Raw genomic sequence first — 25,851 nt, forward strand, 5'->3', positions numbered from 1 at the left:
ATAAAGCTAATTTAAAAATTTACTTGTAAACTGGTGTAACCATTTTATAATCTTCTAAAAATCTAGGAATCCTAATAATATAGTAAAGTAATTATCATACTTGTTACCATTTTCTTCAAGAGTATTCATTTCAATTTCAGTGTCAGCATATTCTTCAAATTTCTGCTTAAGAACTTCAACATCAACTTTACCGTTAGTTTCTCCCTCAATATATGCCTTAGCGTATTCAACTCCACCTTCAATAAACATCATAGCAACTGGAACTGGCCAAGTAGATAATCTACCAGTCATTCCCTTTTCCGCAATTACTTTTGTTATCTGTTCTACCATGTAATCAATATCACCCTTTTTATCATCAGGCACTTCAATACCTAAAGCTGAAGGAAAACCATGGAATGGGGATGGACAACAAGGTTGTGGATAAATAGCCCCTTGATCTACAACAGATTTTATAAGTGGTACCTGCATTGAACAATTTGTGCTAAAGAAAGCAGTATCTTTACCATGCTTTTCAACCATTCTTGGCACATCCTCTAGTATGAACTGCTGAGCACCAGAAACACCAGCATCACCAGTCGGATCAGGAGCAGTAGCATCAATAAATTCTATGCCCATCTTTTCACAATTTTCTTTAAATAAATCCCTTCTTGCAGCAAGTAGTGGATATGACATATGTCGTGGGAATGAATAGTGTACAAACTTTTTAGCCCCCTGTTTCTTAGCCTGTTCAATTATTGTTGTACCCATAGCTAATTCATCAGGTTGTAAAACTATATCGGCTTTAGAAGATATTACACCTGGGTCTTCCCCTGGTACTCCAGCTATAACAAGAAGATCAGGATTAACTTCTCTTGCTTTATCTATAGCAGCTGCTGCACCTGGAACCGCCTGAACAAATACGATAGCCTTTACATCTGGATCTTCAGCCATACTAACCACATTAGCTATAGTTGTTTCCTGCTCATCCATAAACTTATCAGGATAAGTCATAATCATTATGTGTTCTTCACCATACCTTTTCAAAACATTCTCTGCTGCTCTATACTCTTCTTCATTTTGAGAAACAGTACCAGTCATTATACCGATCTTCCAATTTTCTTCTTTACCTGAATCAGAGGCTGTTTCTTCACTTTTTTGTTCTTCATTTGAGTTTGAAGTTGTTTCTTCACTTTTTTGTTCTTCATTTGAAGCTGGTTGCTGACCACATGCAGCTAAACCAACTACTAATGTCAATACCAATAAAATAGCTAAAACTTTCTTTAACATAAAAATCCCCCTCTATTTCATAGAAATATTTTTACTTTGAAATGTTGAAAATTTAACCTCCCTTCATTTCAAAATGAGTTAATTAATTATTTTATGAGAAATTACATAATTTCTTATTAGCTTTTAATTTTATGTATAATTTATAAGAAATTATGTAGATTTCTACCTGAGTATAGTTTTATACTTACTATTTATGAAAAAATTTTTAGTCAAATTGTATGCATAGAAATTAAGTAAAAACTTACATTTAATAGTTCTAAAAAAACTTTATATATTTGTAAAAATATATAAACTAAGTATTACTATGCAAATCCTATATTGACTAAAAGCAAAAGAAATGTACTGTGTTTTGATAGTTACTTAATAAATACTATTTAATTAATAACTATGTAGACAGGCAAAAATTAATTCCACAAATTGCAATTTTTAATATTTGTGATTTTTTACATTTTGTTGTATATTTATGTATATATAATATTTTTTTCTTATCAAAGAAAATATTAGCACATAACACTAAGATATTTATTTCTACATTATTTTGAATTTTCCTTCTTCTTTTTTTATTTTATATAGAAAATTTTATCAATATATAAAATTTTCTGAAAACATATAATTTATGTTTTAATATATTTTTTATTTTGACTTTGGGTACACTAATATTAAATAAAGTTTTAAATTTTAATATAAATAGACAATATAGGGATTTACATAGTAAAACTTAATTTATGCATGTACAAATACGCAACGTTTCTAGGCGTTTTGGATATGTATAAATTAAAGTCTTTACTTAAATTCCTATATTAACAATTAAAATAAATTTCAAAAAAGATAATGGATATTTGTACATTTTTTCTTTGAAATCTATTAAATCTTGAAGTTGTTTATCTATAAAAATATATAATGATTCTAAATAAGATATAAATAAAGGCAGGTGGCTTGTAATTTGAAAAGAAAAACCCTTTTCATCATATTATTGTCATCAATAATTTTAAATATAGTATTAATAATAGCTTCTCGTGCTAATGGTAAATCTCCAGCTTCTCTTAATATTAGAAGCTCGACTCTTAGTATATTAATATTGTTTAGTATCATTTGTTTAATTTATTATTTAAAGTCCCATAATTCGCCCCAATTTGCTCCAGTTAATCTTAAAAGTGAAAAAAATGAAAAAAGAAATGACAAGTCAGATGAAGCTACAATTGGATTCAAAGATGTTGCAGGTCTAGATGAGGCAAAGGAAGAATTAGGAGAAATAATAGATTTCTTGAAAAATCCAGATAAATACAGGGCAATGGGAGCTAAAATCCCAAAGGGTATTTTATTGCACGGACCTCCAGGAACAGGAAAAACATTATTAGCAAGGGCTATTGCAGGTGAAACTAACTCCAAGTTTATTCCAGCCAGCGGTTCGGAATTTGTAGAAAAATATGTGGGAGTTGGTGCAAAAAGGGTAAGAGCATTATTTGAAAAAGCTAGAAAAGAAGCTCCTTCCGTTATTTTTATAGATGAAATAGATGCTATTGGAGCTAAGAGAACATTGGAAAGTAATAATGAAAAGGATCAAACATTAAATCAATTATTAATTGAAATGGATGGCTTCAACAACGATCAAACCGTTATAATTATTGGTGCAACTAACCGTATTGATATGCTGGATGAAGCTTTAAAGCGACCTGGAAGATTTGACAGAAATATATTTATTGGAAATCCAGACATTAAATCTAGAGAGGAAATTTTTAAAGTTCATATTAGAAATAAGCCAATAAGCCCTAAAATAGATGTAAAAGACCTTGCCAAAAGAACCCATGGCATGTCTGGAGCACATATTTCCAACATCGCAAATGAAGCTGCAATACTAGCAGTAAGGAACAATAAAAAAATCATAGATATCGATGATTTTAACAATGCTATAGAAAAAGTAATAGGTGGTTTGGAAAGAAAGAATTTTTCTATAATAGAAAAAGAAAAAAGAAGAGTTTCTTTTCATGAAGCAGGTCATGCTTTGATGGGTAAAATATTGAATACAGATTTAATATCTAAAATATCCATTATTCCTAGAAGTCAAGCTCTAGGTTACGTAATGTATACTCCTGATGAAGAACGCTTTCTAATAACCAAGGATGAGCTTTATAACAAAATAAAGGTAATGCTTGGAGGAAGAGCAGCAGAGGAAATAGTTTTGGGTAACGTTTCAACTGGAGCAAAAGATGACTTAAAAAAAGCTAATCAAATAGCTTTTCAGATGGTTTGTGAATACGGCATGAGTGATTTGCAAAATAGATTCTATGAGCCAAGTCTAATTCGTAACTGTTATGACACAATTGATAAAGAAATAAACAAAATAATTCTTCACTGCTATAAAGATACATTAACTATAATTGAATCTAACAAAGATTTATTAGGTAAAATAGCTGAAATATTATTTGAAAAAGAAACTCTGACTGGAGAAGAATTAAATAAAATAATCAAAGCCTTTGATAGTTCTAAAAATCTTTCAATCATATAAAAAAGTCGTTTTAGGTTTAAAACGACTTTTTTATATGATTATAGAAAACTACAACAACCCTAAAAACTACTTATATTTATAATATTCTATTCATTATTTCATTTTTCACTTGTTTTACAAAGCCTTCTATTTCTTGATTTCCTAGTTCTCCTTTATCTCTAGAACGTACTGAAACAGTTTTAGTTTCTACTTCTTTATCTCCTACAATAAGCATATAAGGAACCTTTTGAAGCTGAGCCTCACGTATTTTATATCCTATTTTTTCATTTCTACTATCTACCTCTACTTTTATATCACTTTTCTTCATTATATCTGCAATGCTTTGTGCATACTCAACATGTCTATCTGTTATTGGCAGTATTCTAATCTGCTCTGGTGCAAGCCATGTTGGAAATTTACCTGCAAAATGCTCAATAAGTATTCCAATAAATCTTTCAATACTACCAAATGCTACTCTATGAATTACTATTGGTCTATGCTTTTCACCATCTTTACCTATATATGTCAAATCAAATCTTTGAGGAAGCTGAAAATCTAGCTGAATTGTACCGCACTGCCATGTCCTGCCTATGCAATCTTCCAAATGAAAATCTATCTTAGGTCCATAAAAAGCACCATCACCTTCATTAAGCTTATAAGGCAACTTTAACTCTTCTAGAGCCTCCTGCAATGCATTTTCAGCCATTTCCCATTCTTCATCACTACCCATTGAATCTTCAGGTCTTGTAGATAACTCAACATGATATTTGAATCCAAATTTAGTATAAACCTCATCGATTAATTTTGCTACCCCTTTTATTTCATCTTTAATCTGCTGTGGAAGCATGAATATATGTGCATCATCTTGAGTAAAGGCTCTTACTCTCATAAGGCCATGAAGTGCTCCAGATAACTCATGTCTATGAACCCTACCTACTTCGCCAAACCTCATGGGAAAATCTCTATAGGATCGCATTTCTGTATTATAAACAAGCATTCCACCTGGACAGTTCATTGGTTTAATTGCATAATCCTCTTCATCTATTTTTAAAGTATACATATTTTCTTTATAGTGATACCAGTGTCCTGAAGTTTCCCAAAGTCTTCGATTTAATATAATTGGAGTTTCCACTTCTACATAACCAGCTTTTTTATGGACCTCTCTCCAATAATCCATCAATGTATTTTTTAGCTCCATTCCCTTTGGAAGGAAAAATGGGAAACCAGGTCCTTCTTCTAACATTACAAATAGTTTTAATTCCTTGCCTAATTTTCGATGATCTCTCTTTTTAGCTTCTTCTAATCTATGGATATGTTCATCAAGAAGCTTTTTTTTCGGAAATGAAGTTCCATAAATCCTCTGAAGCATTTTCCTATTTTCATCGCCTCTCCAATAAGCCCCTGCAATACTTAAAAGCTTAAAAGCTTTTACAACCTTGGTAGTAGGAAGATGAGGTCCAGCACAAAGATCAACAAAATCTCCCTGTTTATAAAATGATATGACCGCATCTTCAGGTAAATCTCTAATTAATTCTACTTTATAAGGCTCTTCTTTTTCTTGCATATATTTTATTGCTTCTTCCCGTGGAAGTTCAAATCTTTCAGGATGGAGATCTTCCTTGACTATCTTGTTCATTTCCTTTTCAATTTTTTCTAAATCCTCTGGTGAAAATTTATGTTCAGAATCAAAATCATAGTAAAATCCATTTTCAATAGCTGGACCTATAGCCAGCTTTGTTCCAGGGAATAATCTCTGAACAGCTTGTGCCAATATATGGGAGCTTGTATGCCTAAATACATCCTTTCCTTCTTCGTCCTCAAATCTAAAAACATTAACTTTACAATCTCTGTTTAGTTCATAATTTAAATCCTTGGTCTCACCATCTACTTCACCAGCTATTGCTTCCTTTGCAAGTCTACCACTTATGCTTTTAGCTAGTTCTAATATTGTAGTTCCTTTAGCTACTTCTTTAACAGAACCATCCTTCAAAGTAATTTTTATTTGTTCCATAAAAATAGCCCTCCTTATCATCTGTTTAGATTCCCTTATGGTCAAGGTTAAGTCTTATGTTGAGTTTAAGCTACTTGAGTCCATCTCACAAGTCGTTGTCAGATTATTTTCAACCATTCTTTTAACCTTTCCTCTAAGTTCTTAAACAATAATATATACTTATAAACTATTTCCAAATATAAAAACCCCTCGTCTCTACATTACGTAGGGACGAGAGGTTGTTCCCGTGGTTCCACCCTAATGGATCTGTTATCCACTCTATTAGCATTAACGTTGCTACCCGGTAATTTTTCGTCTAAGACTACTAAATTACTGCTCTAGGGTTAGTTTTCCTATAGCCACATCAGAAATGCTCTCAGCCAATGACATTTCTTCTCTGAAGACAGAATCTACAGTACTCTTCCCTTTCATAGCATCTCATCATTATAGGTTTACTTATAATTATATTATTAAAAATCTATTTGTCAATAAGTTTTTACTTATTATTAATTTATTATACTCTAAAACTGCAAAATTATTATTGCCTGCATAAGTCCTATAACAAATCCTATAAGTCCTCCTAATAACTCAATATGTTTCAATTCTTTCTTTGCTATGCTTATAATAATTTCTTCTAATTTTTCTAGCTCAAATTTATTGATTTTTTCTTCAATTATTTCAGAAATGCTTACTTTGCTAGCTGCCTTATGAATAAGCTTTTCACTCAACTCATTAATTGCATTTTCGCCTTCACTATCAATAATCTCATCTACATAAACAAGTATCATCCCCCTAATAGCTCCAGGAATTATCGAAGGCATTTTTTCTTCAGCAATAGTTCTGATTTTCTTCTTGATTTCTGAGATAATTTGACCTTTGTTTTCTTCTTCAATCAATTTATCTATTATTTCCTTAATGGAAACCAATTCTGTTTCTACTATATGTCCAATACTGCGAGCTATTTCTGTTCTTCTTTTGGGAATTAAGCCCTGAATATGAAAATTAAAAATAGGAATTTTTATAGGGTTTAAGGGTCTAAAAATCAATTTTATAGCAATTACATTTGTAGTCCATCCTATTATTGCTCCTATTATAGATAATAATATTATTTGTACCCAAACCATTGTTTTCACCTCTTGCCCCTTAATCTTATGTAAACAAAATAAAGTATAACATATAAATTATGTCCTTTCAATAGGACAAATCATAAATTTCAATATAATAAATTTTAGAGAGCAGAAAAACTCTACTCTCCTTTTATATCTCTATTCATATTGCAAATTTTACAGTTTCTGCATATATAAACCCGTTTATCAAATATATTCTTTATAGTTTCAATAATTTCTGTATTTTTAACATTATTAGCAAAGTGAAAAATGATCTTCTTCGGTGCAATAGTTATAAGGGAGCTAATAAGCAAATCATCATTATTTAGATTATTATCATCCAAATCATCAATTAATCCCCTTATGTAATTATCATCTAATACCCTATTTTTATCATCAAAAAAGTGATATTTCCCTCTTTTATCTACAATAATATTTATTAAATCAATCTTAGGTTCTTGTATATCAACAAAATACTTTAAAAGCTTAATAAATTCATTATATTCTTTTTCCATCACGTATTCTTCTATAACTCTGTCAATTACTTCATATATATCTTCCAAATAATTCCTTAGTCTAAAATTGACAAATCCCTCTATATTTAAAGAATTGCTATCTTCCAAAAAATCCATTAACTTATAAATTATTTTTGCTTTTCTATTTACTTTATATGGAATATTGACACTTTCATCATAAATTTCATTATCTATATCTTTTTGAAGCTGTTCAATTATTATTGTTTTTTCACTAGGCTTCAAGAAATAATAATTAGACTTAAGAATCTTCTCTATTATTTTTAATTCTAAAACATCTACTATATAATTTGAAATTCCTATAGCCGCACAATGCTTAAAAGCATTAACTAAATCATTATAATTACTATAATTTCTATTTATAATATTTTCATCAACACAAAATTTAATTGTATTGAATTTATCACTTTCATATATTTCTTTATTTATAAAAATATCTTTATTATTATAATTTTTAAGTATCATATTTACTAAACTTTCAGTACTCTCCTTGTCATCATAAAGAGTAATAGAAAACAAATCCACAATTATAATCCTCCCTTCAGTAGTAGTATACGGGGTTTAATAAAGCATATGCATATATTGTTTTGTCAGTTTTTGTGTCTAATGTTATTTATGGATAAATCAACCTAATCTTTAAACATATCAAAATAAAATTTTCTCTAGATATTTAATTTTAATGATTTTCATCTATTTCTGTAATAGGTATTATTGAACCTACATCAATGAGTTTTTTGTTATCTACTATTTCAATTTCAACTGAATAAATATCCAAAAATTTTTGGATAATTTTAAAATCAGGATGTTTCCTAATATCACCACAAAAAAGTATTTTATCATTACTAATTAATCCAGATGCTCCACCTATAAATCCATAATTAAGGCTTGGTAAGTCAATGTATCCACTTTTAATTGTGAGTACATCTATATTGTGTTTTTCAAGTACTTTAGCAATTCCTTTATCCGATGTAATTATAGCTTTTTCATTTACTATACAGATCGAACACTTAGCGTAACCTTGCTTAACATTTATTAGTTCTACTTCTTTTTTCTCGAGTCTTTTAATTATTTCTTTATCTGTATATTTAAAGTTATGTATAGCAAATTTCCCTATCCTACATACATTATATGCAATATTATCAGGATAGGTACTCTTCAATACAGTATTGCCTTCAATTACTTTAAAATTTAATTTTTTAAGTTTCTTATATATTTCATCATAAATATTTGGAGCAACAATAATTTCGTTCCCTCCAATATGATGTATAAGCATATCAGGATGACATGAAACTGCTTTATATAGACTACTGCAATAAGGAGTCTCAATAATATTTATACCATTAGATCGTATTTTATTCCGTACACATTTTGATATTCTTTTATCTACTATAACTGTTTGTACTTTACTATTAGGTATAAAAGGATTTTTGATAAATCTTTCCATAAAACAAACTCACCTTCTTATTAGGAACAAAGGCACCCGTAGGGCGTGCTTTGAGTTCCAAGTTCTAGGTTCCAAGTTGCAAGTATTAGGGTCTTTCTAATAAGTTTTTAAAAATTTTCGAACCAATATTTTACTGGTGATAGTTTTAAATTCTTGTATGAGTTGAAATCACTTTATCTATCACATAAAATTTCTTTAAAAAGTATTTGAGTTCTATATAAAAAAGCTTAGATTTGCATCTATTATACATAGTATACTAATGTTTTATTGCTATTATCTTTACCTTATTCTAGAGATAATACTCAAAACAAAAAGACATCCTTTGGATGTCTTTTACTGGAGGCGGCACCCAGATTCGAACTGGGGAATAAAGGTTTTGCAGACCTCTGCCTTACCACTTGGCTATGCCGCCATGAGAAGTTAAGTATTAAGTTTTAGATTAAGACTTTTTATAGTCATTTCTCAAGAACCTTTTAAAAAAATATAAAGAATACCTTAAATTCTTAATATCACTCTTACTGTAAATCTTGGTCTTATTCTATATCTTGATATTGGAGCGGTAGATGGGATTCGAACCCACGACCCTCGCCTTGGCAAGGCGATGCTCTACCACTGAGCCACTACCGCCTATGGTGCCCAGAGGCGGAATCGAACCACCGACACGGGGATTTTCAGTCCCCTGCTCTACCGACTGAGCTATCTGGGCATTTGGATGCTGGAAGTTGGATGTTAGATGCTAGAATCTTAGTCTGACCCTAATAGGTCTTTTAATCTTGTCTAACTTCTAACCTCTAGCTTCTCACCTCAATTAAGTGGTGGGCGCAACAGGACTTGAACCTGTGACCCCCTGCTTGTAAGGCAGGTGCTCTCCCAGCTGAGCTATGCGCCCCTTTACTTAAGATGACAAATATTATAATACAATAAATTTTCATCATTGTCAACTAATTTTTATATATATTAGCAAAAAAAATTCATTATAAAACATAGTTATAGACTCATAAAAATTTGGAAATTAATGCGAATAAGAGGTTTTCTCTCATCTCTTTTTTGAAAATCTTTAATTAATAAAATACAAAAAATCTTTTGTTTTAGGATAAAAATTTTCGTTGTTGCTAGAATACTTGTATCCTAAAACAAATAGATTTTTTATATTATATTAACACTACTTTAATGAGTTCACCTTTATAAATATATATACATAAAAAGTAATTATTAATCATTCATAGCATTACTTAAAAGCTTTATAAGCTCCCCTTTGTTAAAAAAATACTTTTCATTGCAAAAATGACATGATATCTCCGCTTTACCATCTTCCTCAATTATGTCTTTTAGTTCTTTTTCTCCTAAGCTTATCAAAGCCTTTTCTATCTTTTTCCTAGAACAATCACATACAAAGTCTATTTCACTCTTCTCAATTATTTCTACATCAAAATCCTTTAATATATTTTTCAATATTTTTTCACCAGTCAACCCTTCATCTATCATGGTTGAAATAGGGGGTATATTTTTAATTGATTCTTCAAGCTTAATCAAAATATCTTCCCCCACATCTGGTAAAGGTTGTATAATAAAACCTCCAGAAGATTTAACTGAACAATTAGTATTAAGTAAAACTCCAAGGGATACTATAGAAGGCTGCTGTTCAGAATACATATAATATGCAGCTATATCCTCTGCTATTTCACCAGTTATTAAATTTGATTGTCCAACATATGGTTCTTTAAGTCCTAGGTCCTTTATAACTATTAATTTACCATTTTTACCAATAGCTCCACCCACGTCTAATTTACCCTTTTCATTCAATGCTACTTCAATATAGGGATTTGAAATATATGCCTTTACATTTCCTTTTGAATTGGAAACTGCAACAATAGACTTTATTTGATTAGAGCCTCTAATTTGTAAGGTTAAAGTATTTTTATCTCCCTTTAGCATATACCCCATAATTGCTGAAGCAGTTATTGTTCTTCCTAAGGCAGCAGTGGCAACAGGAGTAGTATTATGGATCTGCCTAGCTTTTTCTACCATATCTGTTGTTATTGCTGCAAAAACTCTTATATTTTTATTAGCAGCCAATCCTCTTACAATATAATTTTTCAATCCAATCCCTCCAATTGCTTTGTTTAGACAAAGGCGTCTTTGATGCGTTCCATGTTGCAAGTACTAGGGTCTTTCTAATAAGTTTTAAAAGAAAACAATTTTTACTAATATTTTACTGGTAATAATTTTTATTTAATCTCTGTTGCTTGAATTTTTTTAACTTCAAACATGCAATTTCCTGTGAAAAAAGTTTAAATTCCTAGACAAGTACAAAAGCTTCTGCTTACATTTTGTAATTAAATTGACCCATAACAATAAAGCCCTGAACTAGTCAGGGCTGATAAGCTTATTAATTCATTTATATAAATTAAAGCTTAGATACTTGAGTTGCTTGAGGTCCTTTTTCTCCTTCAACAACACCAAATTCAACTTCTTGGTCTTCTTCTAATGTTTTGAAACCTTCACCAAGAATTGCAGAATAATGTACGAAAACATCTTTTCCATCTTCTCCAGTGATGAATCCGTAACCTTTTTCACTGTTAAACCATTTTACTTTACCTTTCATGTAACAATCAATCCTCCTAAAATTTAAAAAAATAATTAAGCTAGCTCATAATAATTTTAACACAGCCCTCTTACAGTGTCAAACAAATATATCTAAAAAACCTCTTTATATTAAAATGTTTAATTTTAAAAATATTATACATTTTTTTATTTTTTGCATACAAAATTTACCCTTTCATGATCAAATTCAAACTCCTCAAAGGTAAAAGCTTTATACCCACATATGTTATTAAATCCAGCATTTTTTAAAATATGAAATATTTCTTCTATTTTATATGCTCTTTGATAGTGGATTTCTTTGTATCTTTCAAACAATTTATCTTTTCTCTTAAAAATAGTTAAATCTAATTGGCATATGCTTGTTTCCTCATCAAAATAATTCTCCCATATATATGATATATCCTCAAAGCTTTCAGCATATACATTATTTCCCAAAATCTCAGAAAGTTTATAATAAGAACTTATATCGAAAACAAATAACCCCTTCTCTTTAAGCAAAGAGTATATTTTCTTAAATATACTCAGCAAATCATCCTTTTCTAGTATATAATTGAATCCATCACATAGACATAATACGGTGTCAACCTTTTTATTATAATCCAATTCTCTCATATCTTGATTTAAATACTTAACAAAAACCCCTGTATCGTGAGCCTTATTCTTAGCAAAGGTTAACATATCACTAGATATATCTACCCCTACTACATCATATCCTCTTTTTGCTAGTTTATTTGTTATATTCCCTGTACCACAGGCAAGTTCTAAAATGCTTTGGGGTTTTACACCTTCCATACCAAAAATTTCTTCTATATAGTCTACCCATCCTATGTAATCTACATCCTTCATTAAAAAGTCATAAACCTCTGCAAATCCAGTATAAGCTTCCATAACTACCACTTCCAATATTCATATAATTAAAATCTATAATAAATTATACATAATATATAGTAAAAAGCAAATTGCAAGAAATAAAAAAGAGATAGAAAGTCTATCCCTCTTGCTCTTGTTTTTCCTGTAGCTCCTGCATCTTTTTTAATTTCTTTTTTTTCACCGTTATCAACCCACCGATTCTTCCAGTCTCCTTAGCAGTAAGGGCTCCCCATCCATTACTCAACACCTTATCCAAAAGCCCTAATTCTGAAGCAATCTCATACTTCCATTTATCTTCTAGGGTTTCAATTTTAAATTTCTTGTTTTTATCCCTATTCTTTTTTGACAAATTTATCACTCCCCTCTCAAATATTATTGAGTAAGGGGTTAGTTTTTATACATAAAACTTGTATGTTTTTTAAACATTTGTAACAAATTCATTTTATAGTTGATATTTTTATATATAGATGATATTCTTTTATATGGTTGTTATGTTGTTTCCCCACTCCCCCTTTAAATATATATTGAAGAATATATATTTAACCTCGAAAACCTTTGGTTTTCGAGGTTTTTTATAGGAATCATTAAGAAAATTGTTTAATAGTAAATATAGTATACATAGCAAAAACAATTATTACAGGAATAAATCTAAGGAATTTGAATCTTTCAACCTTTATATCAGGATTTACTATTATGTCCATCTCATTTGATAAGTTTTCATTATCTAAATATTGATTATTACTAGAATTTTTAGTCATATCCTTTTTTATCATTCTTATAAGAAGATAAGCAAGGGTACCAGTTATGGCAGAAAAAAATCCTATCATTATAGCTGCCGCAAATAATTGTATGGTTTCTGGCATAGTATTGTCTGGAGTAATATCGGCATATTTGCTTAGCTTGTTTTGTAGTATATTCAATCCATACATTAAAGTCACAGCAAAACCATTATTGGCAATATGCCCTATAATTCCAGCATAAATAGAATCTGTTAGATAAACTAAATATCCAAAAAACAGACCTAATAATATTGGTCCTAATAAATTTTGTACATTAAAATGAAATATTCCAAACATAATTGCACTCATTACGATTCCAGCCATCTTATACTTTTCTTCATAGGCTCTTAACAAAAAACCTCTGAAAAAAAACTCTTCACATATTCCAGCTGAAATTGCAATAATAAAAAATAATCCAATATATTCTGTTACATTATTTGCAACAGGTATAGGTGCAGGCTTGATATCCAGCCCTAAATAATTTAAACCAATTATTACAATTAAATTTAAAAATGCTCCCACTGGATAAAGCAGTATTGTAGCTCCTACAATAATTAATCCATGCTTTAATCTCAGTTTATTAATTCTTAAAAAAGCCTTCAAGCTAATATTCTTTATCTTAAGCAAAATAATAACAGGTAATAATACTAACATGTATTCCGTAATTATAAGTCCTGTCTTTATGTTTAAAGCTTGGGTATATGCTCCTATAGTAACTAGTAATAGGGCAGTAAGCAGATATAATATATTTGTCTCTAATATTGTAATTTTCCCTTTTTCCATATGCTTCACCTCTACATTAATAATGTATCATTATGAATTAGTATATTTATGAAAACTTGAATTCCTATCAATAACACTTCTTCATCAAAATTAAACTTTGAATTATGAAGTGAATAAATAAATCCCTTATCTTCATTTTTAGTTCCTAAAAAGAAAAACAATCCTGAAAGCTCTCTTTGATAATATGAAAAATCTTCTGCCGTCATTTGAGGTTTTATAACTTCAATATTTTCTCTTCCTATTGCTTGAATAAATTCATCTACTAATTTTTTATCATTATTAACAAATGGATACATATCTCTAAAAATAATATCAATTTCACAATCATGGGCCATAGCTAAGCTTTTGGCTATAATAGTAATTTTTCTTTTCATTTTTTTATATATCGAATCATTGAAGGCTCTCATAGTTCCTTCCATAATAACTTTTCCAGCTATAATATTCCTTCTTTCACCGCCTTTAATTTTTCCTATGGTTATAACCGCAGGCTCAACAGGGTCTAAATTTCGACTAATGATCTGTTGAATTAACCCTACTAATTCCGATGCAATAACTATGGAATCCTTGGCATTGTGAGGCATTGCTCCATGTCCACTTTTTCCTCTGATAATAATATCAAATTCTCCTGTCTGAGCCATCATAGGACCAGATTTTACTCCTACCTTTCCTTGTATAATATCAGGATATAAATGAAGTCCATAAATATGATCTACATTATATTTTTTTAAGACCTTTTCCTTAATGATCACTTCAGCCCCTCCTGGACCTTCTTCAGCAGGTTGAAAAATTAAAAGTATATTATCTTTAATCTTTGATTTATTCATAGATAAGTATTTTGCCAATCCTAATAATATTGCTGTATGACCATCATGTCCACAGGCATGCATTTTGCCTTTATGTAACGAACAATAAGAGACATCTGTATTTTCATTAATTGGAAGACCATCAATATCCCCTCTAAAAGCAATAGTTTTTTCGCCTTTACTTCCCTTAAAATATACTAAAACCCCAGTTCCAGCTGTTTTCTCTACAAAATCAACATCTAAACTATCAATATATTTAAAAATATAATTACTTGTTTTAAATTCTTCAAACCCTAGCTCTGGTATCTGATGTAAATCTCTTCTTATCTGAATTATTTCTTCACTTAAGTCCTGTAAAGCCTTATTTACTATAATCATAAACTCACCTCATTGCAATAATTTCATATAATATAAAATAGACAATTCTGTAGAATAACAATTTAATTTTATACTTTTTTATTCTTTTATACAACACAATAGATTGTATAATAATCTAAAATCTTTTATATTGACATAACATTCTTCTAATGTTACCATATATATAATTTAAACACAATGAGTGAAGAAGGCGATTTTCTTTTTGCTGTTAACCAGTGAAAACTTCAGTATTTTTGTTAATGTTTCTTTATAGCAATTACATGTAACAATCTATGTTCTTTGGGCATATTATACATTTAAAGATGTATTTATTTTTTATTGTAAATGAACTAGTTCTTGCTATAATACTACATAAAATTTAATAATACTATACAATGATCAATTATAATTAAATCAAATGAAGAGTAGGGGGTTTTGTTTTGAAAAAAGTTAATATAGCCATTGTAGGTGCGACAGGAATGGTAGGCAGAACTTTCTTAAAGGTTTTAGAAGAAAGAGATTTCCCATATGAAAACCTTTATGCCTTTGCATCATTAAAATCTGCTGGTCAAAAAGTAATGTGTAAGGGTATGGAGTATACTGTTGAAGAATTAAGGGAAGATTCCTTTGATAGAGATATAGACATAGCTCTATTTTCAGCAGGAGGTGATATAAGCAAAAAATACGCACCTATAGCCGCATCTAAAGGGGTAATTGTTGTAGATAACAGTAGTGCATGGAGGATGGAGAAGGATATACCTTTAGTTGTTCCTGAAGTAAACCCTGAAGATTTAAAATGGCATAAGGGGATTATTGCTAATCCAAACTGTTCTACTATCCAAGCCGTTGTTCCTTTAAAACCTTTACATGATAAATACAAAATAAAGAGAATTGTTTATTCTACCTATCAAGCTGTATCTGGATCTGGGGTAAAAGGTGTAAAGGATTTAGAGGAAGGCCTAAAGGGCAATAATATAAATAAAGCTTATCCTCATCCAATAGCTAATAATTGTCTTCCCCATATTGATGTTTTCTTAGAAAATGGATATACGAAAGAAGAAATGAAAATGATAAATGAAACCAAGAAAATACTAGGGGATTATGATTTGAAAATTACAGCCACTACTGTAAGAGTACCAGTATTTGATTGCCATAGCGAATGTGTCAATATTGAATTTGAGAAAAGCTTTGAAGTCAAAGATATAAGAGATTTATTAAGCAATAGTCCAGGCATAGTTTTACAAGATGATCCTAATAATAACATATATCCACTTGCAACTAATGCAAAGGGAACGGATTTAGTTTATGTAGGTAGAATTAGAAGAGATTACAGTGTAGAAAACGGTTTGAATCTTTGGGTTGTTGCTGATAATATCAGAAAGGGTGCTGCAACTAATGCAGTACAAATTGCTGAAGAATTAATTAAAAATCTTTAAAGTCCTTTTAAAATGCTAAAGAAAATTTGTAAATAAATAACGTTGTTGTGATATAGAGGCTGCAGTTTGCAAAGAGTACTTCAGATTAAACTTTTGGGGAAATTATTTCTCTGTAGGAAAGGTGCGACTGCCGAAACACATTTCTAACCCCATAGTTATGTGTTGGGACTATGCTGAACAAGTATAGTACTGTCCCCAATAGATTGCCCAGTCTATTGATGGTGTGCTATTTCACACAGGGCAAAAAGAAACTAAGCTGACTTCCAAACAGTCAATTGCACTTTTTGCTCTTGACTGTTTAATTTTTTGCTTTTTAAAAAATAATAATGTGTATAGGATTTACATAGTAGAACTTTATTTATACATGTACAAATAAGCAATGTTTCTGGGCGTTTTAGACGTGTATAATTACCTAAATCTCTATACAATACATTGTTTTACTTCTTAAGTTAATTTTAACGTATAATAATAGAGTGAGGAAATTGCATAATACATTTAAAGAATTTTAGGGTGCAAAACGTAGCAGAAAGAGTCAAGAAAGCTATCTACATATTGTATTTCAAAATTATTAGTGTTAATTATGCAAGTTTCTCGAGTAAGAAAGATTTATTTGTTATTAAATAAAATATGAAAGGATGTTTTGTATGAGCCTATTTAGAGGTTGTGGAGTTGCATTAGTTACCCCTTTTAAGAACAATAAGGTGAACTATGAAAAACTTGAAGAATTGATTGAATGGCATATAAAACAAGATACTGATGCAATAATTATTTGCGGTACTACTGGAGAAGCTACAACTCTAAGTGATGAAGAGCAAAAAGAAATAATTAAATTTACTGTTCAAAAGGTTAATAAAAGGATTCCTGTCATCGCTGGTACAGGAAGCAATTGCACTCAGCATGCTATTGATTTAAGTAAATATGCAGAGCAAGTAGGCACTGATGGCCTTTTAGTCATAACTCCTTATTATAATAAATCTACTCAAAAAGGCCTTATTGCTCATTTTACTGCTATAGCCAATGAAGTCTCAATTCCAATTATTATTTATAATGTGCCTGGCAGAACTGGTGTAAACATGCTGCCTTCAACTTTAGCGGAGCTTGCTAAGCTTCCAAATATTAAAGCAATTAAAGAAGCAAGTGGTAATATATCTCAAGTTGCTGAAATTGCACGCTTAGTACCTGATGATTTCTATATTTATTCAGGAAATGATGATATGATCGTACCTTTAATGTCCCTTAAAGGAGATGGTGTAATATCAGTAGTGGCTAATATTGTTCCTAAAGATACCCATGATTTAGTTTATAAATTTATTAATGGAGATTTAAAGGGTTCATGTGACCTTCAATTAAAACTAAAACCTTTAATTGATGCACTTTTCATAGAGGTGAATCCAATACCTGTCAAAACAGCTATGAATTTAATGGGCTTTGCTATGGGTAATCTTAGACTGCCATTGGTAGAAATGTCCGATAGTAATTTAGAAATTCTTAAAACAGCGATGAAAGAATATGGTCTGCTTTAATAATAGGAGGGTTTATATTGATAAAAGTATTACTTTGTGGATGTAGTGGAAGTATGGGGCGAGTTCTAACTGAAATAATTGATGAAGAAAGTAACTTGAGTATTGTTGCTGGTATTGATAAGAATAAAACACAACAATATTCTTATCCTGTTTTTAGTAGTTTTAGTGCTTGTAATATAAAAGCAGATGTAGTTATAGATTTTTCACACCATAGCATGACTTCTAACTTAGTTGATTATTGCATTAAGACAAAAACTCCAGCTATTATCTGCACAACGGGATTAGATGATGCAACTATTGAAAAAATAAAAGACGCATCAAAGGAAGTTCCTATTTTTAGATCTGGCAATATGTCTTTAGGTATAAATCTCATCATAGATTTAGCAAAAAAAGCAACAAGGCTTCTTAATGACAGCTTTGATATAGAAATTATAGAAAAACACCATAATAAAAAAGTAGACTCTCCCAGCGGAACAGCTTATATGATTGCCCAGTCCATAAATGAAGAGTTAGAAAACCGCAAAACCTTCACATATGGAAGGTATGGAAGATCCACAAAACGACAAGAACAAGAAATAGGTATCCATGCCATAAGAGGCGGTACTATTGTAGGTGAGCATACAGTTATTTATGCTGGAACTGATGAAATTATTGAGATAAAACATACTGCAATGTCAAAAAAAATATTCGCTTCTGGTGCAATTAAAGCAGCTAAATTTTTAATAACTAAAAAAAGCGGTTTATATAATATGGATGATTTATTATAATAAATGAGGAAATTGCATAATACATTTAAAGAATTTTTCAATACAAAATGTAGTAGAGAGAGTCAAGAAAGCTACCTACATATTATATTGAAAAATTATTAGTGTTAATTATGCAAGTTTCTCAAATAATAATATAATATTGGTTAAAGAAAGGATTGGTGCAACAAATGACAAAGAAAAACAATACAAAGGATTTTGATCTTACTAATGCATACGAAATAGCAAAGTTTATTAAAAATGCAGAAAAAACTACTCCAGTAAAGGTCTATCTTAAGGGTAATTTAGAATCTATAGATAAAGAAAATATCAAAATTTTTGGTAATGGTGATTTTTGGATGATATTTGGTCAACACGATGATGTAGCTTGCTTTTTAAAAGAATATAGTTCTTTGATAGAAGATTATGTAATAGAAAATGATAGAAGAAATTCTGCAATACCTTTATTAGACTTAAAAAACATTGATGCTAGAATCGAGCCAGGTGCTATTATTAGGGATAGAGTTAAAATTGGTAAAAATGCTGTTATTATGATGGGGGCTGTAATAAATATCGGCTCTGAAATCGGTGATGGTACAATGATTGATATGAATGCTGTATTAGGTGCAAGAGCAACTGTAGGTAATAATGTACATGTTGGCGCTGGCGCTGTTTTAGCAGGTGTTCTTGAGCCTCCAAGTGCAACTCCAGTCACAATAAAAGATAATGTTATGATTGGGGCTAACGCAGTTATATTGGAAGGAGTAACAATTGGTGAAAATTCCGTAGTTGCTGCAGGATCAATTGTAACCAAGGATGTACCTCCAAATATGGTTGTAGCTGGTACTCCAGCTAGAGTAATAAAAGAAAAAGATGAAAAAACCATCGATAAAACTCAGATATTAGATGATTTAAGAGGATAAGAAAGCGGCTAATTGCCGCTTTTTTAGTTACAAGTTACAATTTCCAAGTAAAAAAATATAGGTCACATCTTTCAAAACCATAAAGAAAGGGACCTAAGTCTCTTGCCTCTAATTTCCTACCTCTAATTCGAGTGAGTTCTTTTCTTTAGTCAACAAATGAAAAAACATAAGGGACATTTCTATAGTAATCTCCATAATTCAATCCATAACCTACAATAAACTTATCGGGTATAGTAAATCCTACATAATCTGCTTTTAGTTCTACCTTTCTTCTTGAGGGCTTGTCTAGCAAAACACAACTTTTAATACTCTTTGGATTTTTAGACTTTAAATAATTAATAACATATTTCATAGTAATGCCAGTATCTGCAATATCATCGGCTATTAATATATCGTATCCTTCTATATCTCCTTTTATATCATATAAAATCTGTACCTTCCCAGAACTTTCTGTAGAATGTCCATAGCTTGACGTAGCCATAAATTCTATTTTAGTAGGTATTTTAATTTCTCTAACTAAATCAGCTGTAAAAATAAAACTTCCCTTCAATAAAGAAACAACCAACAACTTCTTTCCTTGATAATCCTTTGTTATTTGTCTACCTAGTTCTTCAACTTTTCTTTGTATATCTTCTCTACTAAACAATATTTCTTTTCGCTTTTTTTCTATATCCATAATGTAATACCTCCATTTTTTACGTTATATTTTATTATTCTAATTAATATTAATTAAGTTGTCAATTAAGTTATTAATATTAACCTTTGAGATTGTCACATAAATAGAGATTTTTTTAATTTTTTTTTGAAAGTTGAAAAGTATTACAATATTTTAAGTTTTTAATTGTCAGTAATCAATTGAAAGTTATAGATACCCATTGTAAAATTAAAACTAATAAAGGTTTCTAAAAATGTATAGAAGGTGGTATGCTTATGGAAAACGTTAACAAAAAAATCGTAATAGCTGATTCAACACCTACAATGAAAAAATCTGTTTCAAAGGAAACTTTTGTTTTTTTAGCACTTATGATTTTATCCTTTAGTTATTTAAGTTCAAAGATGGGTATTGGAGTGATGTTTAATGTAATAATGAAAACAGCCCATGAATTACTATTGAACACAGTATTTTTAATTATGGCCATTGCAGTTTTAGCTGGCTCCTTTTCCGCTCTTCTATCAGAATTTGGTTTTATTGCACTCATAAATATGATTATTTCACCTATAATGAAACCTCTCTATGGTCTTCCTGGTGCAGCCTCAATAGGTGCTATAACTACTTATTTATCTGATAATCCTGCAATAATATCTTTATCAAAGGATAAGGGGTTTACCAAATATTTTAAGGAATATCAGATTCCTGTATTATGTAATCTTGGAACTGCTTTTGGCATGGGACTTATATTATCAACATTTATGATTAGTCAAGGTAAAGGAACTGAATTCATTATCCCCGTTGTAATAGGAAACCTAGGCGCAATATTCGGAAGCATAGTAAGTGTTAAATTTATGCTCAGGTATACAAAAAAATATTATAATGTAGACTATAATATTGTACCCTTACACTCAGAAGAAAATGTAAATTACAATAAGCTTCGAGAAATTCGTTCTGGTAATATACTGGAAAGAGCCTTGGATGCCATATTAGAGGGTGGAAAAAACGGAGTTGAAATGGGACTGGCAATTATTCCAGGGGTATTATTTATATGTACAATAGTTATGATACTTACATTTGGTCCAAGTAGTATTGAAAATGGAATAGCAGTTTATAAAGGAGTCGCCTTTGAAGGCGTAAATCTTCTTCCTAAACTAGGTAAATATCTTTCACCAATATTAAAGCCTTTATTTGGTTTTAAACATGCTGAAGCCATTGCTTTCCCTATTACATCTCTAGGCTCAGTAGGAGCAGCTTTAGCTTTAGTTTCCGAATTTTTAAGCAATGGATTGATAGGTTCAAATGAGATTGCAGTATTCACTGCAATGGGAATGTGTTGGAGTGGTTACTTAAGTACTCATGTAGGTATGATGGATGCCCTTGGCGTTAGACAATTGGCTAATAAGGCTATATTTAGCCATACAATAGGTGGTTTGTGCGGCGGTATATTTGCACACTATTTATATCTATTTTATACTTTGATATTTTAAAAAAGCGCTTGTGCGCTTTTTTTGTTAAGAAACTTAAATTTTTTTATATAAAAATTGAATATTTCAATTTAAGTAAATTCAAACAGCAGAGAATGAATTTAAAATATTACTAGTAAAATTTTAAAAGTATTAGTTAAGTTAATTACCACCTTCTATAAACTTAACCACACCTAGCAAATCGTTCTTATTCCAATCTTAAAAGTTGAATATTTTTATATAATCTTTCCACATTCTTCTTATCAACATATCCAATTTCTTTTTCAAGGGCATTTGCTGTTCCACAAGCCACCCCATACTTAATTGCATCTTCAAAGGTATAGTTCTCAATCAATGCAGTAGCATAACCAGCTACCAATGCATCACCAGAACCCACTGTATTTACTGGGGTGATTTCAGGTGCTTTAGCTTTAAAAACCCTTTCTTTAGTAGCAAATATAGCTCCTTCACTTCCTAAAGATATAACTACGATTTCTACTCCTTGTTTGCATATATATCTAGATTCATGAACTATTTCGAATTCATTTTTTAAATCGTACCCGACTAAATCTCTAAGTTCACTGATATTAGGTTTTATCATATATGGTTTTGCTTTTATTGCTTCTTCTAAAAATTTACCCGATGCATCTATAATAGGTATTACATTATTATCTTTAGCTATTTTCACCATATCTCTATAAATGGTTTTAGGAACACCTTTAGGAACGCTACCAGAAGCAATGATAATTTTACTATATTTTAAAATTTTTATATATTCCTTAATAAATCTAGTTAGTTCAACCTTTGTTACAAAGGGCCCTACCTCATTGACAGTAGTTTCGGTTTTATTAACTGGATCAATAATTGCAGTAAAATTTCGGGACTCGCCATCGATATTTACAAAGGAAGTTGAAATTCCTAGTTTCACCAGTTCTCTTTTTATATATTCACCAGAAAGTCCACCTAGAAATCCAGTGGCATTTATTTTCTGTCCTAATATAGACGCAGTTTTAGCAACATTTATCCCTTTTCCTCCCACTGTAACAGTTACATCATTTATTCTATATTTATTGTCTAGTTGAAAATTTCCTATTATATAGGATCTATCAATTGCTGGATTTAAAGTTACAGTAGTAATCATGTTTATCCCTTCTTTAACAAATGTTGATTTTTAGTAAATGGTTACCTAATATTTATATCATAATGTTAATAAATATGTAATTTGATATATATTATAACATGTTTTATCTCAAAAATAATGAAACGTCTCAAATAAAAAAGACATATATAATTGAATACTAAGATTTAAAGACAAGTAGTATTATACATTATAGAAAAGGGAATGTAAAGTTTGGATTATATAAAAAATGTAGAATCATTCATTATTTTCTTTTGAATTTATTTTAAATGTCAATGTTATTTACCTATAAAAGGGATTATCTTTACAAATTTTGTCTCTTAATATATGAATTTAAGTAAAAACTTTAATTTATATATGTTCAAAAGCCTAGAAAAACTGGGTATTTATACATGTATAAATTAAGTTTTACTATTTAAATCCCATATATTCTATTTAATAGAGGTTTAAAAATCTATTGCCCAGGAAATTATAAAATTAACTTGATGATTTATTATCTTTATCTAATCTATAAAGAATTTCTTTAATCTCTCTTAATAAAACTATTACTCTATTTAAAGAGTATTGAATAGACGTTAAAATAATTAAAAGAATAAAAGCACCAATGAATTTATAATACATATTTTTTCCTCCATTTTTATGGGCTTTAACTATTATTTTACTCCTTTTAGTTATTTTTTCAAGGGTTTATTTCTAAACCAAATCATCAAGGAAATCAGAATAACTATATTGTATTTATTTGTTATGTTGGAAATTCAAACTTTGAAATTATGTTTAGGCCTATTTTCTTATTTTGTAAATCTTTTAAAAAATAAAATCATACCTTTCCTTTATTTTCTCTAGATATCAAAAATTAATAAGGAAAAATATGATTTAGTATTACACTATATTTAGTTTTATTATTTCATTCATTTTCTAGCCTATTATTTTCCTCAGGAATTACCTTCATCTTTGATATAGAAACTTCATAGGCTATTTTTTTAAGTATCTTTTCTTCATTTATTCTTTTCTGATATTCTCTACTTTGTATTCTACCCCAAATCTTTATACGATCTCCTATTTTCATGTTTTGAGAATATCTTGCATTCCTTCCCCATGCAATACAAGGAATATAGTCGGATTTCCTATAGGGTCTATTTACTGCTATAAGCATATCTGTAATCTCTCTTCCAAATGGCGTAGTCCTATAAATTGGCTGTTTACATATATATCCATCTAAGAATATCTGATTTGGATTTGTAATATTATTTTTATCCTCCTCACTTATATCTCGAGCAAATATTGTTAATATAAGCCTATTGCTTCCATTCACAACTTTATTATAAGACCTCAATTGCCCTTCCACTTTAAAAACTTTCTGATTTTGAAAATTCAAATTTGATATTAGCCTTTCAGAAATAGTTATAGGTAAAACATCTTCATAATTGCTTAATCTTGGTATTCTTAGTTTAAAAACATAAAAACCTTCACCATATACCTCATGGCTAAATTCTAGATCTGAACATGGTATCCCAATAACAATAGCTGAATTATTTTCAAACACTCTCAAATTTCTAGCCCCCTTACGCTCCTTAAATTTCTTTGATTCTTGTGTTGTAGAGTTATTTTAAAATAACCCATAGCCAATCTACAAATATATTATTCTTCTTTTTAATAAAATAGAACAAAAGATTAGAAAATATATTTAAAAAATTAGCTTTTCTTAATAGAACTAATCTATATTATTTTTTTAGACTTTAAAGGATTTCAATGTCAATAATATATCGTATTCCTTTATACAAACATTTTTACATCAAACTTATATATTGTATCTTGAATTATTTCAATTGATACTTCATATATGAGAAATAATCCTATAACAGCTAGAAAATCCGATACCTTAAAGGTATCATATGATCTAACTTTTATAGGAAACTCCATTTGTTCAATTTCATTACCATTAGAAGTTGTTATTCCCCTTTGTATACAGCAATTAAACGATATTTTTTCATCAATATCTAAGCTTGATGCTGTTATTGTTGACTTAGAATTTAATCCATAGGTTACTACAATTTTATCCTTCAAAGTTTTAAAGTATTTGTTTAATGACTTATTATCAGAATTAATGATGCTAATTCCATTTCTCTTTAAATTATTAAACATTATTTTTTTCACTTCAACATTTTTATCTATTTCGTAATTTTCTATAAAACTATCATCTATTAAAGCATCAATTTCGAATTTCTCTATTAATTTATATAAATATTCTTCATGCAAGTTGTCAAGTATTATATAATCTAGGTTTTGAAAATTTAATAACAATTCTTCAATTCCTTTATTATCATTTATCTTTATTTTTTTACAATTTTCATTTATTCTAATAGTTTTATTATTCATCAAACCCACTTGAAATCCATTGTTTTTAAACATTGAAAATAATAAATCACTAATTATTGTATTATCATTATTTTTAATTACACCAACAAATTTTGCTCTTTTCATCTTCTAATCTCCTCCTTTGATGATATAACCCAGATTTTCCATTAGCAATTTATACCTCTAGCATGTTATTAATATCTTCTTGATATTTAAAATATAAGCTTTTAAGCATTTAAATTTACAACTCATACATAATATATTAGATATTGAATCAAATCATCTTACATCTCCTTAAAGCTCCTATAAAAAATCTAGGTATAATTATACTTCTCCATTCTAATATATTTATGTATGAAAAACATCTATATTGACTTTATCTTAATTCTACAATTTTTTGCTAAAAACATTTACGTTTTTATACATAAAAAAAGTATGGAACGTAAAATTCCATACTTATCAAAGCAATCATTGCTACTGAGTTATTGTCTATTTTCTTTTCCATTAAAAGCTTTATTACAGAAATATGCAAATCCTATGCCATAAAACCCCACTGCAATAATCATCATGAAAATTGATGTCATGGACATGTGTTTTT

Annotated in this window: 22 protein-coding genes, 4 tRNA genes, 1 riboswitch and 1 other annotated feature; of the genes, 6 read left to right on the forward strand and 20 right to left on the reverse strand. The window is 29.5% G+C overall.

The window, feature by feature from the left end; all coding sequences use genetic code 11:
- Nucleotides 1-54: 54 nt before the first annotated feature.
- Nucleotides 55-1,266 (reverse strand): DUF3798 domain-containing protein, encoded by a 1,212-nt coding sequence (locus tag BUB36_RS11430; protein ID WP_073150151.1) that lies wholly within the window; start codon nt 1,264-1,266, stop codon nt 55-57.
- A 943-nt stretch (nt 1,267-2,209) separates the two neighbouring features.
- On the opposite strand from BUB36_RS11430, the gene ftsH reads away from it, so the two are divergent.
- Nucleotides 2,210-3,772 carry an ATP-dependent zinc metalloprotease FtsH gene (gene ftsH, locus BUB36_RS11435; RefSeq protein WP_073150154.1) on the forward strand — a complete coding sequence of 521 codons (1,563 nt, stop codon included), beginning with the start codon at nt 2,210-2,212 and terminating at the stop codon, nt 3,770-3,772.
- A 76-nt stretch (nt 3,773-3,848) separates the two neighbouring features.
- Here ftsH and thrS read toward each other — a convergent pair whose 3' ends face one another.
- From thrS to BUB36_RS11505, 14 genes are all read right to left on the reverse strand, one after another.
- Nucleotides 3,849-5,762 (reverse strand): threonine--tRNA ligase, encoded by a 1,914-nt coding sequence (gene thrS / locus BUB36_RS11440; RefSeq protein ID WP_106406505.1) that lies wholly within the window; start codon nt 5,760-5,762, stop codon nt 3,849-3,851.
- A gap of 203 nt (nt 5,763-5,965) precedes the next feature.
- Nucleotides 5,966-6,182 (reverse strand) — a binding site (T-box leader).
- 80 nt (nt 6,183-6,262) lie between these two features.
- A complete protein-coding gene (locus tag BUB36_RS11445) occupies nt 6,263-6,865 on the reverse strand; it encodes a DUF445 domain-containing protein (RefSeq protein WP_073150157.1) in 603 nt (200 codons plus the stop codon).
- A 122-nt stretch (nt 6,866-6,987) separates the two neighbouring features.
- Complete coding sequence (gene ytxC, locus BUB36_RS11450; RefSeq protein WP_073150159.1) at nt 6,988-7,905, reverse strand: putative sporulation protein YtxC; 918 nt, start codon at nt 7,903-7,905, stop codon at nt 6,988-6,990.
- A gap of 151 nt (nt 7,906-8,056) precedes the next feature.
- Nucleotides 8,057-8,824 carry a DUF6873 family GME fold protein gene (locus BUB36_RS11455; RefSeq protein WP_073150162.1) on the reverse strand — a complete coding sequence of 256 codons (768 nt, stop codon included), beginning with the start codon at nt 8,822-8,824 and terminating at the stop codon, nt 8,057-8,059.
- A 337-nt stretch (nt 8,825-9,161) separates the two neighbouring features.
- A tRNA-Cys gene (locus tag BUB36_RS11460) sits at nt 9,162-9,236 on the reverse strand.
- A 140-nt stretch (nt 9,237-9,376) separates the two neighbouring features.
- Nucleotides 9,377-9,451: transfer RNA gene (locus tag BUB36_RS11465), tRNA-Gly, on the reverse strand.
- 3 nt (nt 9,452-9,454) lie between these two features.
- A tRNA-Phe gene (locus BUB36_RS11470) sits at nt 9,455-9,530 on the reverse strand.
- A 107-nt stretch (nt 9,531-9,637) separates the two neighbouring features.
- Nucleotides 9,638-9,713 (reverse strand) — tRNA-Val (locus BUB36_RS11475).
- A gap of 323 nt (nt 9,714-10,036) precedes the next feature.
- Nucleotides 10,037-10,924 carry an Hsp33 family molecular chaperone HslO gene (hslO, locus tag BUB36_RS11480; RefSeq protein WP_073150165.1) on the reverse strand — a complete coding sequence of 296 codons (888 nt, stop codon included), beginning with the start codon at nt 10,922-10,924 and terminating at the stop codon, nt 10,037-10,039.
- A gap of 307 nt (nt 10,925-11,231) precedes the next feature.
- Entirely contained in the window at nt 11,232-11,429 is a 198-nt protein-coding gene (locus tag BUB36_RS11485; protein ID WP_073150167.1) for a cold-shock protein, read from the reverse strand.
- A gap of 146 nt (nt 11,430-11,575) precedes the next feature.
- Complete coding sequence (locus BUB36_RS11490; protein ID WP_073150169.1) at nt 11,576-12,316, reverse strand: class I SAM-dependent DNA methyltransferase; 741 nt, start codon at nt 12,314-12,316, stop codon at nt 11,576-11,578.
- Between the two features lie 100 nt (nt 12,317-12,416).
- The gene (locus BUB36_RS11495; protein ID WP_106406506.1) at nt 12,417-12,647 is read right to left on the reverse strand and encodes a small, acid-soluble spore protein, alpha/beta type; all 231 of its coding nucleotides are present in this window, start codon (nt 12,645-12,647) and stop codon (nt 12,417-12,419) included.
- A gap of 235 nt (nt 12,648-12,882) precedes the next feature.
- Entirely contained in the window at nt 12,883-13,860 is a 978-nt protein-coding gene (locus BUB36_RS11500; RefSeq protein WP_073150172.1) for a CPBP family intramembrane glutamic endopeptidase, read from the reverse strand.
- Between the two features lie 11 nt (nt 13,861-13,871).
- Nucleotides 13,872-15,041, reverse strand: coding sequence for a M20 metallopeptidase family protein (locus BUB36_RS11505; protein WP_084111983.1), 1,170 nt, complete (start codon nt 15,039-15,041; stop codon nt 13,872-13,874).
- Nucleotides 15,042-15,460: 419 nt separating this feature from the next.
- On the opposite strand from BUB36_RS11505, the gene BUB36_RS11510 reads away from it, so the two are divergent.
- The 4 genes from BUB36_RS11510 to dapD all read left to right on the forward strand — a co-directional run bounded on the left by BUB36_RS11510 (nt 15,461) and on the right by dapD (nt 19,645).
- Complete coding sequence (locus BUB36_RS11510) at nt 15,461-16,456, forward strand: aspartate-semialdehyde dehydrogenase (protein WP_073150175.1); 996 nt, start codon at nt 15,461-15,463, stop codon at nt 16,454-16,456.
- Between the two features lie 45 nt (nt 16,457-16,501).
- A riboswitch (Lysine riboswitch) is annotated at nt 16,502-16,693 on the forward strand.
- A gap of 407 nt (nt 16,694-17,100) precedes the next feature.
- Nucleotides 17,101-17,979, forward strand: coding sequence for a 4-hydroxy-tetrahydrodipicolinate synthase (dapA, locus tag BUB36_RS11515; protein WP_073150178.1), 879 nt, complete (start codon nt 17,101-17,103; stop codon nt 17,977-17,979).
- 17 nt (nt 17,980-17,996) lie between these two features.
- Nucleotides 17,997-18,746 carry a 4-hydroxy-tetrahydrodipicolinate reductase gene (dapB, locus tag BUB36_RS11520; protein ID WP_073150181.1) on the forward strand — a complete coding sequence of 250 codons (750 nt, stop codon included), beginning with the start codon at nt 17,997-17,999 and terminating at the stop codon, nt 18,744-18,746.
- A gap of 167 nt (nt 18,747-18,913) precedes the next feature.
- Nucleotides 18,914-19,645: a 2,3,4,5-tetrahydropyridine-2,6-dicarboxylate N-acetyltransferase gene (gene dapD / locus BUB36_RS11525; protein ID WP_073150184.1), complete on the forward strand. Its 732-nt coding sequence runs from the start codon at nt 18,914-18,916 to the stop codon at nt 19,643-19,645.
- Between the two features lie 145 nt (nt 19,646-19,790).
- Here dapD and hpt read toward each other — a convergent pair whose 3' ends face one another.
- A complete protein-coding gene (gene hpt, locus BUB36_RS11530; protein WP_084111985.1) occupies nt 19,791-20,321 on the reverse strand; it encodes a hypoxanthine phosphoribosyltransferase in 531 nt (176 codons plus the stop codon).
- A gap of 254 nt (nt 20,322-20,575) precedes the next feature.
- Here hpt and BUB36_RS11535 point away from each other — a divergent pair, with 254 nt between their 5' ends.
- Nucleotides 20,576-21,784, forward strand: a complete 1,209-nt coding sequence (locus BUB36_RS11535) for a CD0519/CD1768 family membrane protein (RefSeq protein WP_242655791.1) — start codon at nt 20,576-20,578, stop codon at nt 21,782-21,784.
- A gap of 184 nt (nt 21,785-21,968) precedes the next feature.
- Here the strand turns inward: BUB36_RS11535 and BUB36_RS11540 are convergent, their stop codons facing one another.
- The 4 genes from BUB36_RS11540 to BUB36_RS11550 form a co-directional block, all read right to left on the reverse strand.
- Nucleotides 21,969-22,901, reverse strand: coding sequence for a 1-phosphofructokinase family hexose kinase (locus tag BUB36_RS11540; protein ID WP_073150187.1), 933 nt, complete (start codon nt 22,899-22,901; stop codon nt 21,969-21,971).
- Between the two features lie 474 nt (nt 22,902-23,375).
- Entirely contained in the window at nt 23,376-23,519 is a 144-nt protein-coding gene (locus tag BUB36_RS19720) for a hypothetical protein (protein WP_165613078.1), read from the reverse strand.
- Between the two features lie 283 nt (nt 23,520-23,802).
- Nucleotides 23,803-24,441 carry a single-stranded DNA-binding protein gene (locus BUB36_RS11545; RefSeq protein ID WP_330390493.1) on the reverse strand — a complete coding sequence of 213 codons (639 nt, stop codon included), beginning with the start codon at nt 24,439-24,441 and terminating at the stop codon, nt 23,803-23,805.
- 230 nt (nt 24,442-24,671) lie between these two features.
- The gene (locus BUB36_RS11550) at nt 24,672-25,379 is read right to left on the reverse strand and encodes a Mur ligase family protein (protein WP_073150193.1); all 708 of its coding nucleotides are present in this window, start codon (nt 25,377-25,379) and stop codon (nt 24,672-24,674) included.
- Nucleotides 25,380-25,851 lie beyond the last annotated feature (472 nt).

The sequence above is a fragment of the Paramaledivibacter caminithermalis DSM 15212 genome (assembly GCF_900142245.1).
Lineage (GTDB): Bacteria > Bacillota > Clostridia > Peptostreptococcales > Caminicellaceae > Paramaledivibacter > Paramaledivibacter caminithermalis.